Consider the following 16,766-nt stretch of genomic DNA (forward strand, 5'->3'; position numbering starts at 1 on the left):
ACTATTTCGCCTCTTGAGCGGCCTTATCTGAAGCTGTCTTATCTGAAGCGGTCTTGGCTGCAGGGCTCTTGGCGTTCTGCAGGCGGCTCGCCCGCGCATCGATGCGCTGCAGCGTCTCGAAGGTTATCGCAAGTTCCTCGCTGCCGATATCCTTGAGCACGCTGGCCCGCACGCGGCGCAGCACCCGGTTCGTCTGCTCGACCTTGGCTTCGCCGGCCGCGGTGAGATGCAGCGTCTTGGCGCGCCGATCGGTCGGGTCCCCGCGTCGCTCGACCAGGCCTTCGGATTGCAGCAGGTCGATCAGCCGCACCAGCGAAGGCCCCTCGATCCCCAGTTCGTCGGCGAGCACGCCCTGTCGGACGTTCTCCCCGTGCCGCGACAGCACCAGCAGCGGTATCGCCGTCGCGTAGGACAGGCCGTGATCGGACAGCGCCTGATCCGACTCGCGACGCCAGATTCGCGCGAGCCTGGTGATCAGGCGGCCGATCTCGGCGTGGATATGGGATTGCGAAGGAGGCATGCAAATTAGATAGGATACAAACTATTAGGCTGCAATGATATTGCCGCGGACATGGCTGCGGATCACGCAAATGCGATCACGCAGCAGGGGCGTCGGTATGTGGATGGGCATCTACCCGATGCGGGTGGATGACGAGTGGGCCCCAACCCCTACTGTGCATGGGGTTGTTTTCGATATTTTTGTCCAGCCGGCCGGCTGGAGGGGGCCGCAGGCGTCGCCGGCGCCGCCTGCTGCACGGTCGCGTTTCGCGAGACAGAGATCGCGCGGGATGGCCGCCGCTCGCGGGCCGGCTCATGCCAGTCCGCGTCTATCGCATCAGAAGTGCACGTCAGCGTTCCCGGACGCGAAGAGGGCGACGCGGCTCTCGCCAAGCAGTCGACTTAGCCGCAAGCTGCGGTTGCTGCCACACGATCGCCGCGCGCTGTCCGATTTCAGCCGAAGTCGTGCATCAACCGGCTCCAGTCCTCGCCGGCAAGGCCGCCGACATAGATATCGCCGCGCACGACGGCGTCGTTCACCTCCGCAACGCGCGTCAACGCCATGGCGAAGGCGCGGTGCCGGAACACGAGCCGGCGCTGCAGTCCTAGCCCTGCCATCAGGGCGGGTTGCGCACGGCCGCGGGCTCTGGCATGGCCGGTGCGCTCGAGGTGGCGGAACATCGCACAGAGCACGCCGACCTCCTGGTCCGGAAGCGACAGGATGTTCAGAACATGCGCGGTCCGCCCCGGGGCCGCATAGTAGACAAAGCATCCGATCACCGCTCCGGACCGGTCTTCGACCGCGCGGATCGTGAATGCGCCGAGCCTGGTGTTCTGCGCAGCCAGGCCGACCAGCCAGCCGAGTTCGTCTTCCGACCACAGCGGCCGGACGGCGTAGTGGGCAATGAACCGGGGTGCCTGCACGAGGAAGTCCGGGACCGACATCTCCTGCACCTTCAGTTCGCTGCCTCCCTCGATCCCTTCATCACTGCGCAGGCGACTGAGGAGAGCATCAACGGCACGCGCGAGCGTTGCCAGAGCCGGATCGAGTCGGCGCATGAAGCGCGGCAAAAGGCGTTCGACGAGTGCTCCGAACGGACGGAACGTGCGCACCCATTCCAGGTTCTGCAGCGGAATCGTCTTTCCGCCGATGGCGAGCAGCGACCTGGCGCTGGTCGGCGATGCACTGTCACAGAATGAAAGACTCGCTCGTTTTGGTCGCAGACCAAGATTGAGCTGCGCCGCACCGGCCGAGTCTCCGTTGGTCATGAAAACGCCGAGCAACCGTCCCGGGATGACATTACCGCAGGCGATGAAGCGCATCGGGACGGAGAGCAGCGCGCTCGAGATGTGGCCGTCCTGCTGCTGGTAGATTTGCGTCCCTGTCGCCGCGCTGTAGGACGGTGAACCGAGGGTCAATGCGTGGAAATAATCCTTGAGATCGGCACCCGCGGGCTTGTCGATATTCCTGAAGACCTTGAGGAACAGCCGCGCGACCGCGGGAACGTCAGCCGTCGTCATCGGCCTGGCGCTGCCCTTGCGTGACATTGGCGTGGGCGCCTGGACCACTACGGGATCGGACTGCTCACGCGGCAGGTCCGGCGCGATCGACAGGTCGTCAGGCGGATCGATAACCCTGACAGCCGTATGGGACATGGAGCTCAGCATGCGCTTCTCGCCACTTCGTCTCTTGCCCAAATGCGGCAGCGTCGTCGGACGATAGGATCAAATGAATGTCGAGAACTTCGGGTCGATCGACATCACGCAAGCAAGAAATCTGGTGCTGCTCGGTCTGGGCGCGCGTCCGTGCGTCAACTCTCCGGCGTCATTTGTGAGCCGTCAAGAAATTCAACCTGTGGAGGTTAACGCGACGCGCTCGCTAACCTTAACGCACCGCAGATGCACGGAGAAGTGTGCCGACTGCCAACCCCATGCCACCCGGTTGCGGAGAGCCGGCAGCACTCCGGGCGATCTGCGGCTATTGAGCCGCGGAGGATGCATGATTATCGAAACGGACCTCGGGCGGATGATGATGTTCCAAGGGCTCGACCAGTTGCTGCCAGGGAAGGGGGTCGGCGAGAACGTCACGAATACTCAGTCGCATTGAGACGCCAGCCACCCGGTAGAATACCGATAGCTAACCCCGTCTCGTAGGCGTTGATGCGAGCATGGGCCATCTCCGATCCTCCCGCTGCTCGCGCCTATGCCCCGATTGCATATTCATAGATGTCTTCCTCCTGGGCGTTATGGATGCGCACGAGTGCCTCAATCGATTCGATGACCCGCTGTGCGTCCCTGATCAGGTAGGGATCAATATCCTCGGGCCTCAGCCCATCAGCGAGCCGTCTCAGGAGGCGCGACAGATGGATGATCTCGCGATGTGCGCGGCTCATTGCCCCAAGCCCATGACGGTCCGCCAGGTATCTTGCGACGCGCGGGTAGACGCGGCTTTCGTCGTCCCGCTCATGGGTCACGATCTTATTCGTAATCCGATCTGCTTCCGAAATCATGGCGACTGCGCCGGAACCTTCAGCGTGATCCAGTGCGTCTGCGACCTCCCTCAAGCGATTGAGCGTTGGCTCCAACTGCTCGTGATCCGCTTGAAGCGAACTGGCCGCAGCGATAGGCATAGTCGGGCGACCGTTCGCGTGGCCGGGACTCAATGCACGCAAGGCGTTGAGGATAACGGCCACATCAATCACTTCCTGGGTCAGAGCTCCGGCGACCGGAGGCAACCATCCGACTGCGGCGAAGGCCATTGCGATGGCGGACAACGTCATTCCCGAAATGATGCTCTGCAAGGCTATCGAGCGGGTCCGCTTCGCAATGCCGATCGCGTCGGAGACGCGATCGAGACGATCGACAAGGATGACGACATCAGCCGCTTCCGAGGACGCGCTCGCACCTCGCGCGCCAAGCGCAACGCCCACGTTCGCGGCCGCCAATGCGGGCGCGTCGTTGATGCCGTCCCCGACCATAACCGTAACGTTCCGGCGCTGTTCGGTGGCGACGGCATCGACCTTATCAGCCGGCTCACGGTCCGAAAGGACTGCGTCAAGATCAAGCGCGGCGCCGATCGTCTCCGCTGCCTCCGCCCGGTCACCGGTCACCATCACGATACGTGAAACTCCGGCCGTTCGCAGAGCCTGAACCGCGCGGGGCGTTTCGCGCCGAAGCTCGTCACCCAGTAACAGAGCGCCAATCGTGCGTCCATCCACAGCGACGAACGCGCTTAATGCCGAACGCCACGCGGCACGCCTGAGGGTGCGAACCACCCACGGTTCGGGCTTTTGAGATCCATTGACCAACTGGTGCGAGCCGACCCGAATCGTTCTCCCATCGATTACGCCCTCGAGGCCTGCTCCCACGGTTTCGCGCACGTGTGACGCAGCAGTCAGCTTGAGGCCCTTCGCAGTCGCCGCCTGAACGATTGCCACCGCAACGATGTGATGTGATACCTGCTCAAGCGACGCCGCCAGCCGAAGCACCTCGTCCGCTTGATGGTTCGGAGCGACTTCGATTGCAACAAGACGGGCACCACCAACGGTCAGAGTGCCAGTCTTGTCGAACATCACCGTATGAGTTTCCGCGAGCGCTTCGAGGGGACTGCTTCCTTTGACCAGAATCCCGCGCTTGGCAGCCCGCGCAACCCCCGATATGAATGCGACCGGGGCCGCTAGAATAAGTGGACACGGCGTCGCAGCAACCAACACTGCAAGCCCACGGATGGGATCGCCAGAGAAAAGCCAAGCGCCGCCGGCGAGCAGCAGGGTGATCGGCAACAGCAAAAGTGCATAGCGATCCGCCAGGCGGAGAAAGGGCGATTTTGCGGTCTGCGCCGCACTCACCATCCTCAATATGCCCGCATAGGTGCTCTCACCGGCGGTGGCAGACGCACGGATTTCGAATGGCCCGCCTGCGTTAAGCGAGCCGCTGCGCGCTGGCTCGCCTGCCTGCCGAGACACGGGTATGGGCTCGCCGCTCAGCGCCGATTCATCGATGGTCGCCGCCAGGCTGGTGATGACACCGTCGACCGGAATGACCTCGCCGGAGCGCACCAGGATGATGTCGCCGATAGCAACTTGCTCGATGGGTGTGTCAGTGATAGTCGATCCAGCCTGCCGATGAGCAATTCTCGGTGCACGGTCGATCAGCGACCGGAGGTCGCGTTGAGCTCGGGCAACGGCAATGTCTTCGAGCACATTGCCGCCCGCATACATGATGGCAATGACAATCCCGGCGAGAGCCTCGCCGAGAAGAAGCGCGCCGGACATTGAGACGAATGCGATTGAATCGACGCCCATGCGACCTACCGAGAGGTCACGCACCATGGCAACAAACAAACCGGTAATGACAGGGATGGTGCCGCTTACCCAACACCACTTCGCCAGCTCGGGTCTGTGGGCGCCCCACGCCAAGAGTCCGGAAACGAGCCCCGCGATCGCGACCGCGATGAGCGTTCGGCGGAAAACACCTTCAGACCACACCAAGTACATCCGAGCCGCTCTAAAGCCAATTACATTATTGTCTCAAGAATCCCCGACCTCCATTTTGATGGAAATCAATGTGGCTGAAGGCAATATCAGGATGGTTAGGTGGGCTGTCAGATTGCGTGAAGTGATGCCTGACCTTGAGAACTTCGCGAAGCCACAACCGCGCCGCTCGCCTGAGATTGTTCGGCGTACTTGAGCGTCATCTCGACGCGAGAGTGTCGTGCGGTGGCTGAGCCGGTATCTGGACCGACTTGAGGCTACAAATGCGCAGTGACTGCGCAAGGCAAGAGCCGTCTCGGGCTGCTTTGACAACGATCAAGGCCAGTTCGGCGCTGACTGTGCAACAAGCAGATACGTTGCAAAGCTGGCCAGATACATTTGTCCATCACCGAGCAACGAGGACTGCTTCATTTTAAGCTGTTCCGGGAGGCCGCCCTTGCTGGCGGCCTCTTTCATATCAATGTCACGCTCGCGTTCATAGTCGGGCGTTGGACCGATATCGGCGACGGCTTCGCCGTCTTGGAGGTCATAGTTCTGTTCCTTCGAAGATCGGGCTCACTTGGGTCGCCAGTCGCAACCGCCGACCGACAATGCCTCGAATGTTGCTTCCGACTCGAAAGACTCGACCGGTATCCGGGCGAAGTAGCCGGACTCCGATCAATGACGACCGTGTCGCGCGCTACGGATCGAGCTCAGTATCCCAGTAGAGATAGTCGAGCCAGCTCTCGTGCAGATAGTTCGGCGGGAACAGCCGGCCGTTGCGGTGGAGCTGGTGCACCGTCGGAGCGTAGGGCGTCTGCTTCGGAAACATCTTGGCCTGCTGCGGCGTCAGATTGCCCTTGCGCAAATTGCAGGGCGAGCAGGCGGCGACGACGTTCTCCCAGGTGGTCTGGCCACCCTTGCTGCGCGGAATGATGTGATCGAAGGTGAGGTCGTCGCCCGACAGGCAATATTGGCAGCTGAATCGGTCGCGAAGGAAAACGTTGAACCGGGTGAAGGCGGGGTGGGTGGTCGGCTTGACGAAGGATTTGAGGGATACGACGCTCGGAAGCTGGATTTCGAAGGAAGGACTTCGTACCGCCCGGTCGTAATATTCGACGATGTTGACACGATCGAGGAACACCGCCTTGATCGCGTCCTGCCAGGACCAGAGCGACAGCGGGTAATAACTCAGCGGCCGGAAGTCCGCATTCAAGACCAGCACCGGCCAACCGCCTTGCGAGACATGTGCGTTCAAATAACGCTCCTGATCTCCCATTAGCTGCGAAGCAGCATGCACTCACATACTACAGGCAGCGTGACGGGATTGTGAAGAGCAATGAGCGGCTTATCCGCCATGCCCTGCCATGTTCCTGCCGCGATTGCCTCCCGCCCGCGAGGCCCGTAAAGGGGGCCGTAAGGCCCTGTCGGCCAGTGACGGACCCTGCCGATGACCGCGACCACAAGCTATCTCGAGGCGCCGCGCCGGTTGCGCGCATTCGTGCGTGCGCACGAGACGAGCCTCGTGGTGCTGGCGTTGCTGATCGGCGCCATTGGCGGCCTCGTGGTCGCGGTCATGAGCAGCCTGGTCACGGTGTTGCACTCGGTGCTGTTCAATCTGCCGCTGGGCGAACGGCTGTCGAGCCAGCCCAGCATCGATCCCGTGCGGGCGCTTGTGGTTCCCACGGTAGGCGGACTGGTGCTTGGCGTAGCGTTCCTGCTGCTGCTCCGGGTCCGGCCGGCTCGGGAAATCGACCCGATCGAGGCCAACGCGCTTTATGGCGGCCGGATGTCGTTCCGCGGCAGCGTGATCGTGGCGCTGCAGACGATCTGGTCGAGCGGCGTCGGCGGCTCGGTCGGGCTCGAGGCCGGCTACACCCAGTTGTCCAGTGGTCTGGCCGCCTCGCTCGGCCGCGGTTTCCATCTCCGCCGCAACGACCAGCGAATCATGGTGGGCTGCGGCGCGGCGGCGGCCATCGCCGGAGCCTTCAGCGCGCCGCTGGCGGGCGCGTTCTACGCTTTCGAACTCGTGATCGGCGGCTACACGCCGGCAAGCCTTACTCCGGTCGGGGTGGCGGCGGTGACCGGCTATTTCGTCGCCCATGCCTTCGAGCCGCTGCCGCTCGGTGTCGGCGTCGGAACCGTCGGCGACGTGCTCGGACGGGATCTCGCGATTGCCGCGCTGCTCGGCGTGGTCGCGGCCCTGACCGGGATTGCGATCATGCGCGGGGTAGCGCTGTGCGAGGCGCTGCTCGCCAAGACCCGGCTCTGGCCGCCGCTGCGGCCGGCGCTGGGCGGGCTTGCGGTCGGCGCCATGGCGCTGCTGACGCCGCAGGTGATGTCGTCGGGCCACGGTGCGCTGCGCTTCGCCGGCATCGTGGCGATGCCGCTCACCTTTATCGCCGGCGTGTTCGCCCTGAAGGCGGTGGCTTCGATCGTGTCGCTCGGCTCGGGTTTCCGCGGTGGATTGTTCTTTGCCACGCTGTTCATGGGCGCGCTCGGCGGCCGGCTGTTCGCAGCCGGCGTCGACATCGGATGGCCGGGGCTGAACCTTGACCCAAACGCCTATGCGGTGATCGGCATGAGCGCGCTGTCGGCCTCGGTGATCGGCGGTCCATTGACGATGTCGTTTATCGCGCTGGAATCCACCGGCAATCTCTGGCTCACCACCGCGGTGCTGGTCGCGGTCATCATCTCGACCACGATCACGCGCGAGCTGTTCGGCTATTCGTTCGCGACCTGGCGGCTGCATCTGCGCGGCGAGACCATCCGCAGCGCCGCCGATATCGGCTGGATCCGCGATCTCACGGTCGGCAGGATGATGCGGCAGGACATGACGACGGTGAACGCCGCGATGCCGATCGAGGCGTTTCGCGAGAAATTCCCGCCGGGCTCGAAGACCCAGGTCGTCGCGGTCGACGGCGAGGGACGCTACGCCGGGCTCGCGCTGGTCGCCGAAGCGCATGCGCCCGATATCGAGGCCGACAAGGGGCTTGCCGCCATCCTGCGCTACGCCGACGTGGTGCTGCATCCCGGCATGAACGTGCAGGAGGCGATCGCGGTGTTCGACGCGGCCGAAGCGGAATCGCTCGCTGTGGTCGAGGGCGATGGCGACCGGCGGCCGATCGGCCTGCTCACCGAAGCCCACGCGATGCGGCGCTACGCGGAAGAATCCGAGCAGCGTCGCCGCGAGGTGATCGGCGAGATCTGATGGCGCGGGAGCGCTTTCGATCCGTCATCCAGAAGTGCGAGCAGAGCGAGGTTCGAAGGATGCACGGCCACCAGCCGGGCCGTCGACCCTTCGAGACGCGCGCGATGCGCGCTCCTCGGGGTGACGGAGTTAGGGTATTCGACGCTACGTCGGAATCCGCCTCCTCTTTCGTCATTCCGGGGTGCGCGTAGCGCGAGCCCGGAATCCATGCTCCCGATCGTGGTTATGGATTCCGGGCCTGCGCTGCGCGCATCCCGGAATGACGATGATGGTTATGTCAGCTTCGCCACCGGCCCGACGTCGCGCGGCAGCAGGCCCTCCTCGATCGCCTTGATCTGCAGCGCGAGATAGCGCGAGTTGATGCGGCATTGCGCGAGGCTGCCGGCGATGAACCACAGGCCGGGTTGCGGCGTGCGGGTGTACATGTTGCGCAGCTCCTGGCCGTCGCCAAAGCCCCAGATCGGGCCGACCCGCGCGGCCATCGCCTCGCCGAACAGCCGCTTCACCAGCTCTTCCTGCGGCCGGTAGCCGGTCGCGAGCACGATCAGGTCGGCGGCAACGGTCTCGCCGCTCTTCAGCCGGACGCCGTCGCTCACGAAGGTCTCGATATCGGCGAACTGCTTCAGGGCGATCGCGCCGCTGGCGACGAGGTCGGAGCAGCCGACGTTGAAGTAGTAGCCGCCGCCGCGGGTCAGGTACTTGAACTGCCAGCCGGTGCCGCCGTCGCCGAAATCGAGCTTGAAGCCCTTGCGTGCGAGACCGTCGAGCAGCGGCCTGTCGAACTCCTTCGACTGCTCGGTCATCAGCACATGGCTGCGCTTGGCGAGCGCGAGCGGCATCGAGGTTGCAATCAGATCGTTGTCCTCGAGCGAGCCTTCATTGTAGGCGGCATAGGCAAGCTGCGCCGACGGCTCGATATTGGTGACCAGGGTCGAGGAGCGCTGCACCAGCGTCACCTCGGCGCCGGAGGAATGCAGATCCTGCGCGATGTCGTGGCCGCTGTTGCCAGTGCCGATGACCAGCGCGCGCTTGCCGGCCCAATGCTCGCCGTCCTCATAGCCGCTGGAATGCATGACCTTGCCGGAGAAATTCTGCAGCGACGGGATATCAGGCACGTTCGGAATGCCGCTGACGCCGGTCGCCATCACGACATGGCGCGGCTGCATCTTGCGCGTCGTGCCGTCGGCGCGGCGCAGCTCGACAGTCCAACGCCCCGTTGCCTCGTCATAGCTGCCGCCGGCGAATTCCGTGCCGGTCCAGAAGTTCAGCTCCATGGCATCGACATAGGATTCGAACCAGTTGGCGAGCTTGTCCTTCGGGATGTAGGTCGGCCAGTTCGGCGGGAACGGCATGTAGGGCAGATGATTGACCTGCACCTGGTTGTGCAGCGTCAGCGCATGGTAGCGTTTGCGCCAATTGTCGCCGACGCGGGCTTCGCGGTCGACGATCAGCGCATCGATCTTTAGCTGTTGCAGCCGCGCGGCGATCGCAAGCCCGGCCTGTCCGCCGCCGACCACCAGCACGTCGGGATCGCGGCCGGCATATTCCGCGGATGCCTTGCGCAGGTCGAGCCAGTTGGGGCCGCGGAAGTCGCGGGAATAGGCCTGTCCGCGCGGCCGCGTGTGTCCCTGCTGTTCCTCGAATCCCTTCAGCTCCTCCAGTGCGGTGAGCAAGGTCCAGGCCTTCAGCCGATCGCCGTCGGCAGCATCCGGGATCAGCCGCACGATGCCGTGGCCGCGGCCGACAGCGGTTTCGAACTTGAAGATCGCCTCGATTGCCTGGGTGCCGGCGCGCATCACCCGGCGGGGCGGCGCGCGCTCGGCGTCGATGCGGAAATCATGCGGCGCGCTGCGGCGGGCATGTGCGGGCAGTTCCTCGACGATGGCAAAGGCGCGGTTGACGGTCTGGATGTTCCAGCTCAGCGCCAGCACGTCGCGCCAGTAGCTCTCGGGATGGAACAGCGGCTTCAGCAGCACATCGTCGGGGCCCGCCAGCGCATCCTCGAACTGCACAAGCCAATTGTCGGCGGCGACCGAAATATCGTCCGTCTTGTCGAGCATTGGGCGTTTCTCGTCATCGGCCGCCCTTGGTGACGTTTTCTTGGCGGCGTTCCCTTGCCCGCAAGCCTATACCCATTGGCAAGGTTGCAGAAAGGGCGTGACGGGATATCGCCTATTCGGCCAGCGAGAGGATCAGGCCTTGATCCGGCGGAAAGCGGCCCTGCAGGGTATCGAGATAGGCCTCGCGCACCGCGGCCGGGCCGCGCCGTTCGACCACATCGAGCCAGTTGGGCAGATGCGGCACGAGCTCCGTCCATGCGGCGCCGAAGCGCTGGTCGATGCCGCCGGGACCCCATTCCTTGGCGCGCTTGCGGATCTGGTCGGGTGCGAAGAACCACACCGGCTTGGCGCCGGGCAGCGTCGTCTCGTCCGGCTCGCTCGCACGATGCGTCAGCCCGACCCGGCCGGAATAGACCATCTGCGCACCGAAGTGCCGGTGCAGGGCCTCGCGCAACGCACTGTTGCCGGCCATGTCGACATAGGCCACAGGCTCGGCCGGCGGGATCGCGGTGACCTGGTCATAGGTGACGACCTCGTCATAGCAGCCGAGCGAATTGACGAAATCGACATTGCCCTTCGAGGTCAGCCCGATCACGCGGATGCCGCGTTTGTGCAGCAGATGGGCGAGCCCGAATGCGGTCTTGCTCGAAGCCGACGACAGGATAACGCGGCGCGCGCCGTAGAACGCGTTCTCGGCAAGGAAGTCGTCGACCAGGAACGAGAGCATGAACAAGGGCAGTAGCAGCGCGCGGAAATCGCCTTGCTGGCCGGCATAGCTCGGATCGCCGGAGACGCGGGCATAGGCGTTGTAGACCGGCGAGACCTCCTGGCGGTGCGCGGCCGCATCGCGCAGGCCGCGCTTGCTGACGTCGGCGGCCTCAATGACAAGATGGGTCGCCATCGGGAAATAGCCGAACAGCGTTTCGCCGGTTGCGATCATGGGATGTTTCGAGGCCAGCACCTCGCCAAAGCCCCACACCGGGATGATGCCGTAGCCATCCGGCGCCGGGAACAGGTGCCAGTATTTCAGCTGCTCGCCGATCACGGCGTAGGTGATGTTGTTGGCGGTGAAGGCGAAGCGGGTCACCTTCACCAGCAGCGCGTCGTCCGGCAGCGCCGCCGCATCGGGCAATCGCGTCTCGATCACCTTGCATTGCTGCAGGTCGTTGCGGATGACGATGAAGTCAGTGGCGTTCATGGCGATGATCCCGGCTTCGGATGCGGGCGCATCGTGGCGTCGATCGCCGGGCGTTTGCAACAGCAACTAAGTTTCAAACGCCGTTCGCCTCACCGTCACCTCGTCAGCGAAGCTGCCCTTCGCGGTAGAGGTCGCGCAGCTTGCGCTTGAAGATCTTGCCGGTCGCCTCGCGCGGCAGCGCGTCCATGAAGCGGATGTCCTTCGGCACTTTGAAATTGGCGAGCTTGCCGCGGAGGAAATCCTGGATCGCCGCGACCGAGAGCGCAGCGCCCGCTTCCGGCTCGACGCAGGCGAACAGCCGCTCGCCATATTCGTCGTCGGGCACGCCGAACACCGCGCAGTCGCGGACGCCGTCCATGCCGATCAGCGTGTTCTCGATCTCGGCGGGGTAGATGTTGACGCCGCCCGAGATCACCATGTCGCGCTTGCGGTCGCACAGGAACAGATAGCCGTCGGCATCGAGATAGCCGACATCGCCGACGCTGATCAGGCCCTCGCGGTCGGCCTCGGCGCGCGCCTTGGCGTTACCATGATAGTCGAAGTCCGATATCAAGGTTTGACGCATGAAGATCTCGCCGGGCTCGCCGATGTCGCATGGCGTGCCGTCGGGCCGGAAGATCCTGACGATGCCGCCCTCGATCGCCCGCCCGACGGTGCCGGGCTTGGCCAGCGCCTCGGCGGACGAATGCCAGACCGGGATGCCGGTCTCGGTCGAGCCGAGATATTCGTTGATCACGGGGCCCCACCACTCGATCATCGCGCGCTTGACGTCGACCGGGCAGGGCGCCGCGCCATGGATGATGAAGCGCAGCGACGACAGGTCGTAGCGGCGCCGCGTCTCCTCCGGCAGCCGCAGCAGCCGCACGAACATGGTCGGCACCATGTGCATGTGGGTGACGCGGTGACGCTCGATCAGTTGCAGCAGATCCTCGGGATCGAAGCGCGGTTCGAGCACGATGCTGCAGCCGTTACGGAACGCGAGCATGCCGTAGGAATGCGGGGCCGAATGATACATCGGCCCGTTCATCAGGATCACCTGATCCTCATCGGGCTTGATGCCGTAGGTGAGCGCACCGATGCGGGCCGCCGCCGGCAGCTGCTCGGGACGCATCGGCTTGCGCCGAACGCCCTTCGGCAGTCCGGTCGTGCCCGACGTATAGAACATCGGCGCGGCGCCGAGCGGCGCGTCGGCCAGCGGGGCATGGGTGTCGCGCCATTGATCCCAGTCGGCGACGCCATCGGGCACGCGCGTGAGCTCCGGCGCCACGCCATAGGCTGCGGCGATCTCCGGCGGCGTCGTCACCACCAGCAGCTTGATCCCCGGCGGCAACCCGTCGCGGATCTGCGGCAGCAGGTCGGCGTGGCAGACCAGCGTGTCGGCGCCGCTGTCGGACAGGATGTAGCCGACCTCGTCGGCCTTCAGGTGCCAGTTGATCGGTACCACCGGACTGCCGAGTGCGGCTGAGGCTGCGACCGCCTCGAACAGCGCGAAATCGTTGCGCAACATCATGCCGACCGGCTTGCCGCCCTGCACGCCGAGCGCGCGGAAGCCGGTCGCCGCCCGCGCGATGCGGGCGTGAATGTCGCCATAGCTGATCTGTCTATCGCCGCTGATGATCATGCCGGGTTTCTCCAGGCGGTTGTCCGGGCGTCAGGCGCTGGCCCGCAGGAAGTCGCTGCGCGCCTCGGTGTACTCCGCCTTCAGCCGCGTCACCAGCTCGGCCACCGGCGGGGCGTCGGTGATCTGGCCGATGCCCTGGCCCGAACCCCAGATGTCGCGCCAGGCCTTGGCCTTGGTGTTGCCGCCGGAGCCGAAATTCATCTTGGACTTGTCGGCGACCGGCAGGTTGGCCGGATCGAGGCCCGCGGCCGCGATCGAGGGTCCGAGGTAGTTGCCGTGAACCCCGGTGAACAGGTTCGAATAGACGATGTCGTGCGCGGCGTATTCGGTCAGCGCCTGCTTGTACCTGATGTCGGCGTTGGCTTCCTCGGTGGCGATGAAGCGGGTGCCGACATAGGCGAGGTCGGCGCCGAGCGCGAGCGCGGATGCGATGCTCCAGCCGTCGGAGATCGCGCCCGACAGCAGGATGGTACCCTTGAACCACTGCTTGACCTCGCGCACCAGCGCGAACGGCGACAGCGTGCCGGCATGGCCGCCGGCGCCGGCGCAGACCAGGATCAATCCGTCGACGCCCTGCTCGGCGGCCTTGCGGGCGTGCTTCACGTTGATGACGTCGTGGAACACCACGCCGCCATAGGAATGCGCGGCCTCGACGATCTCGGACGGCGGGCGCAGCGAGGTGATGATGATCGGCACCTTGTGCTTCACGCAGGTTTCCATGTCGTGCATCAGCCGGTCGTTGGAGGCGTGGCAGATCTGGTTGACCGCGTAGGGCGCGACCTTCTTTTCCGGGTGAAGCGCCTGGTACTCGCCGAGCTCGTTCTCGATCCGCGTGAGCCATTCGTCGAGCTTCTCGACCGGGCGGGCGTTGAGCGCCGGGAACGAGCCGACGATGCCGGCCTTGCACTGCGCGATCACGAGCTCGGGCCCCGAGACGATGAACAGCGGGGAACCGACCACCGGCAGTTCGAGCCTATTGGCGAGCGAGGCGGGCAGCGGCATTGTTCGTATCCTCCATGCGCCGCCCGGCCGGTGCCGGTGCGGGTCGCGATTTGTTGTGATGGCCGGAAGCGGCGGCTCCCTTGGCGCGGCAATATAAGGCTGGACGGCTGCGTCATGGCGTTCAATATTGAACAGATGACTAGCCAGAAATGAACAGAGCGGGCGGCGGCATGAACTGGGAGCTTTGCAAGACGTTCGTCGCGGTGGCGGAGACGCGCAGCTTCGCCGGCGCGGCGCGGCGGTTGCGCATCAGCCATCCCACCGTCGGCCGCAACGTCGCAGCGCTCGAGAAGCAGCTCGGGACCCGTCTGTTCGCCCGATCCAATGACGGCTTGTCGCTGACGTCGCAAGGCCGCAAATTCCGCGAGCACACCGAGGTGATGGCGGCTGCAGCCCTGCGCGCGGAGGCGGCGGCATCCGCCACCGGGGAGCAGGCCCGCGGCGTCGTGAAGCTGTCGATCGGCGCCACGCTGGCGGCGCATTGGCTGATGCCGCGCCTCGGGCCGTTCCTGCGCGATCACGCCAACATCCAACTCGAGATCATCACCCACCCGTTTCCGGCAAGCGTGCGGCGGCGAGAGGCTGACGTCGTGCTGCGGCCGGTCGATGCCGGGGACGAGAACCTGATCGGGCGCAAGATCGGACGGCTCGGCGCCGGCTTCTACGCGTCACGCGGTTATGCCGCCGGGCGCAAGTTGCCGGAGCGGCCGGACGAGTGGCGGGGGCACAGCGTGATCGGCTTTGCCGACCAGGCCTCGAATGCGCGGCTGGCGCAATGGAGCGATGTCATCACGCGGCAGGGCACGCTGGTGATGCGCTGCTCCTCGCAGGGCGACATGCTCGCGGCGGCGCGGGCCGGGCTCGGGATTTGCGCGCTGTCCTGCCTGGTCGGGGCGGATTATCCCGATCTGGTGCGGGTCGCGCCGCAGAAGCTGTCGAGCCTCTCCGATCTCTGGCTGCTCGCCCATCCCGACCTGGTCGAGCTTCCCTCGGTGCGCGCCGTCATCGGCTTCGTCACCGATTGCGCACGCGAGGACCGCGTCAGGCTGCGCGGTTAGAGCGTAGTCTCACGCGCGCGCCCGCCATAACGTCACCGCAAGCAGCAGAAGAGCAGCGCAAGTCCACAGCGACTGCCAGTTCTCCGGTCCTTCGTTGAAGCCGACATAGATCGCCGCCACGACAAAAATGCCGGCAAATATCGATTCCGCAAGCGGACGGCTTCCCTTGGTGGGAGGATTGAGCAGCGCAATCGCCGCAAACGGCACCGCGGCCATCGTGAAAGGCGCGAAGGGAAAATCAATGAAGCGCGGGTCGAACACGAGGCCAAGTGCGGTCGCGGTCCCGACCACTGTGGTGACGATCAAGGCCAGTCCGTGCATGGTGACCAGCGCCGACCCAGTGTGGTGGCCGGTCGGACCCAGCAATTCCAGAAAGCTGGGCGATGCGCGACCCGACATCAGGGCGTTGGCGCCAAGCACCGGCGAAGCCGTTGCCGCTGCCAGCAGCGAGCCCCACAGCAGCCAGCCACCCGTGCCGTAACTTTCATAGACCATTTTCTGGGCGGCCACCCCAAACAGGATTCCGGCTGTGGTCGCCGATAGCCCGACCGCAAGCCATGATGCGAGTCTTGCTTCCTTTGGCTCCCTGGGCTTGCGGCGCAAGGTCAGCCACGCGGCGCCGAACACCAGGATCGCCAGCGCCATTCCGCTGACCATCTGCAGTTTCCAGAGCGGAAAGTTGCTGATCGGTTGTCCGGGCGGATATTTCAGCGCGCGCGCGTCAGAATCGAACAGTCCCCAGGTTCCGCCGATCGTGCCCTCGATCTCTCGCTTCCATCCTTCATCGTAGGCCTCGAACAGGTTGACGCGGAAATGCTCGCGCCGCGCAAGGTCGAGCACCTCCGAGACCACCCGCGCCTGATTGGTCCGCGAGGGCAGCGCCGATTCGCGCATGCGCCCTTCGCTCGGCCAGCCGAATTCGCCGATCAGGATTTCCTTGCCGGGAAAGACCGCCGCAATCTGCCGTCGAATCTCGTCAGCATGAGCCGCGGCATGCTCCGCGGGGATTGGGATATTCTCCCAATATGGCAGGATGTGAATCGTGATGAAATCGACCGCGTCGTAAAGTTCGCGATTGCTCAGCCAGAACTCCCAGACGTCGGCATAGGTCACGGGAACGCTGACCTGGGCCTTGATCGAGCGGATCATGGCAGTGAGGTCGGACACCGACATTTCCTTGCGCAGCAGAACCTCGTTGCCAACCACGAGTGCTGTGATCGTGTCCGGATATTCCTTGGCGAGGCGTATCGCGGTTTCGACCTGTGTCGCATTCTTCTTGCGGTCCCGATCCAGGAAAATGCCCTGAATGACTTTCAGCCCCGCCTTGGCTGCGAGCCCGGGAATCTGGTCGAGTCCGAGATCGGTCGCGTAGGTCCGGATGCAATTGGATATCTTCGCGAGTTGCGCGAGATCTTCCGCGATCTGTTCTGGCGAGACCTGCGTCTCCGGCGAAAGCGATGTCTGATTGTTGCGGAACGGGGCGTAGGAGATGCACTGAACTTTGTCATTTGGGTCAATCGGTGCGCGAGGCAGGCTGACCGGGATGCCCAGCCGCCACCACGCCGCGGCGATAGCCCCGAGGGATATCAGAAGAAGCGTCAGCGGGATGCGAAGCGATAGCAGGTCTGTCCCCCTTGGAGGAAGGA

General features: G+C 64.6%; 13 protein-coding genes. 3 read left to right on the forward strand and 10 right to left on the reverse strand.

Annotation, left to right across the window (positions count from 1 at the left end; all coding sequences use genetic code 11):
- Position 1: 1 nt before the first annotated feature.
- Positions 2 to 520, reverse strand: coding sequence for a MarR family winged helix-turn-helix transcriptional regulator (locus AKN83_RS25100; RefSeq protein WP_050403419.1), 519 nt, complete (start codon positions 518 to 520; stop codon positions 2 to 4).
- A 431-nt stretch (positions 521 to 951) separates the two neighbouring features.
- Positions 952 to 2,166 carry a hypothetical protein gene (locus AKN83_RS25105; protein WP_050403420.1) on the reverse strand — a complete coding sequence of 405 codons (1,215 nt, stop codon included), beginning with the start codon at positions 2,164 to 2,166 and terminating at the stop codon, positions 952 to 954.
- A gap of 61 nt (positions 2,167 to 2,227) precedes the next feature.
- On the opposite strand from AKN83_RS25105, the gene AKN83_RS25110 reads away from it, so the two are divergent.
- The gene (locus AKN83_RS25110) at positions 2,228 to 2,605 is read left to right on the forward strand and encodes a hypothetical protein (protein ID WP_063695508.1); all 378 of its coding nucleotides are present in this window, start codon (positions 2,228 to 2,230) and stop codon (positions 2,603 to 2,605) included.
- Between the two features lie 94 nt (positions 2,606 to 2,699).
- Here the strand turns inward: AKN83_RS25110 and AKN83_RS25115 are convergent, their stop codons facing one another.
- From AKN83_RS25115 to AKN83_RS25120, 3 genes are all read right to left on the reverse strand, one after another.
- The gene (locus tag AKN83_RS25115) at positions 2,700 to 4,994 is read right to left on the reverse strand and encodes a heavy metal translocating P-type ATPase (protein WP_050403421.1); all 2,295 of its coding nucleotides are present in this window, start codon (positions 4,992 to 4,994) and stop codon (positions 2,700 to 2,702) included.
- A 312-nt stretch (positions 4,995 to 5,306) separates the two neighbouring features.
- Positions 5,307 to 5,447, reverse strand: a complete 141-nt coding sequence (locus AKN83_RS39870) for a hypothetical protein (protein ID WP_157113544.1) — start codon at positions 5,445 to 5,447, stop codon at positions 5,307 to 5,309.
- A gap of 223 nt (positions 5,448 to 5,670) precedes the next feature.
- Positions 5,671 to 6,228 (reverse strand): HNH endonuclease, encoded by a 558-nt coding sequence (locus AKN83_RS25120; RefSeq protein WP_016845270.1) that lies wholly within the window; start codon positions 6,226 to 6,228, stop codon positions 5,671 to 5,673.
- 192 nt (positions 6,229 to 6,420) lie between these two features.
- On the opposite strand from AKN83_RS25120, the gene AKN83_RS25125 reads away from it, so the two are divergent.
- Positions 6,421 to 8,181 (forward strand): chloride channel protein, encoded by a 1,761-nt coding sequence (locus AKN83_RS25125; RefSeq protein ID WP_050403422.1) that lies wholly within the window; start codon positions 6,421 to 6,423, stop codon positions 8,179 to 8,181.
- Positions 8,182 to 8,453: 272 nt separating this feature from the next.
- Here AKN83_RS25125 and AKN83_RS25130 read toward each other — a convergent pair whose 3' ends face one another.
- From AKN83_RS25130 to AKN83_RS25145, 4 genes are all read right to left on the reverse strand, one after another.
- Positions 8,454 to 10,241 carry a flavin-containing monooxygenase gene (locus tag AKN83_RS25130; protein ID WP_050403424.1) on the reverse strand — a complete coding sequence of 596 codons (1,788 nt, stop codon included), beginning with the start codon at positions 10,239 to 10,241 and terminating at the stop codon, positions 8,454 to 8,456.
- Positions 10,242 to 10,353: 112 nt separating this feature from the next.
- Positions 10,354 to 11,439, reverse strand: coding sequence for a DUF2855 family protein (locus tag AKN83_RS25135; protein WP_050403459.1), 1,086 nt, complete (start codon positions 11,437 to 11,439; stop codon positions 10,354 to 10,356).
- Positions 11,440 to 11,542: 103 nt separating this feature from the next.
- A complete protein-coding gene (locus AKN83_RS25140; protein ID WP_050403425.1) occupies positions 11,543 to 13,060 on the reverse strand; it encodes an acyl-CoA synthetase in 1,518 nt (505 codons plus the stop codon).
- Between the two features lie 30 nt (positions 13,061 to 13,090).
- Positions 13,091 to 14,062, reverse strand: a complete 972-nt coding sequence (locus tag AKN83_RS25145; RefSeq protein ID WP_050403426.1) for an NAD(P)H-dependent flavin oxidoreductase — start codon at positions 14,060 to 14,062, stop codon at positions 13,091 to 13,093.
- A 170-nt stretch (positions 14,063 to 14,232) separates the two neighbouring features.
- On the opposite strand from AKN83_RS25145, the gene AKN83_RS25150 reads away from it, so the two are divergent.
- The gene (locus AKN83_RS25150; protein ID WP_050403427.1) at positions 14,233 to 15,120 is read left to right on the forward strand and encodes a LysR family transcriptional regulator; all 888 of its coding nucleotides are present in this window, start codon (positions 14,233 to 14,235) and stop codon (positions 15,118 to 15,120) included.
- A gap of 9 nt (positions 15,121 to 15,129) precedes the next feature.
- Here AKN83_RS25150 and AKN83_RS25155 read toward each other — a convergent pair whose 3' ends face one another.
- Positions 15,130 to 16,743, reverse strand: coding sequence for a glycoside hydrolase family 17 protein (locus AKN83_RS25155; protein ID WP_050403460.1), 1,614 nt, complete (start codon positions 16,741 to 16,743; stop codon positions 15,130 to 15,132).
- Positions 16,744 to 16,766 lie beyond the last annotated feature (23 nt).

It is taken from the genome of Bradyrhizobium embrapense (assembly GCF_001189235.2).
Lineage (GTDB): Bacteria > Pseudomonadota > Alphaproteobacteria > Rhizobiales > Xanthobacteraceae > Bradyrhizobium > Bradyrhizobium embrapense.

Coding starts and splice junctions, on each gene's coding strand:
- AKN83_RS25145 (WP_050403426.1), bottom strand. CDS start 14,062: ATGCCGCTGCCCGCCTCGCTCGCCAATAGGCTCGAACTGCCGGTGGTC.
- AKN83_RS25105 (WP_050403420.1), bottom strand. CDS start 2,166: ATGCTGAGCTCCATGTCCCATACGGCTGTCAGGGTTATCGATCCGCCT.
- AKN83_RS25140 (WP_050403425.1), bottom strand. CDS start 13,060: ATGATCATCAGCGGCGATAGACAGATCAGCTATGGCGACATTCACGCC.
- AKN83_RS25135 (WP_050403459.1), bottom strand. CDS start 11,439: ATGAACGCCACTGACTTCATCGTCATCCGCAACGACCTGCAGCAATGC.
- AKN83_RS25125 (WP_050403422.1), top strand. CDS start 6,421: ATGACCGCGACCACAAGCTATCTCGAGGCGCCGCGCCGGTTGCGCGCA.
- AKN83_RS25115 (WP_050403421.1), bottom strand. CDS start 4,994: ATGTACTTGGTGTGGTCTGAAGGTGTTTTCCGCCGAACGCTCATCGCG.
- AKN83_RS39870 (WP_157113544.1), bottom strand. CDS start 5,447: ATGAAAGAGGCCGCCAGCAAGGGCGGCCTCCCGGAACAGCTTAAAATG.
- AKN83_RS25110 (WP_063695508.1), top strand. CDS start 2,228: ATGAATGTCGAGAACTTCGGGTCGATCGACATCACGCAAGCAAGAAAT.
- AKN83_RS25150 (WP_050403427.1), top strand. CDS start 14,233: ATGAACTGGGAGCTTTGCAAGACGTTCGTCGCGGTGGCGGAGACGCGC.
- AKN83_RS25100 (WP_050403419.1), bottom strand. CDS start 520: ATGCCTCCTTCGCAATCCCATATCCACGCCGAGATCGGCCGCCTGATC.
- AKN83_RS25130 (WP_050403424.1), bottom strand. CDS start 10,241: ATGCTCGACAAGACGGACGATATTTCGGTCGCCGCCGACAATTGGCTT.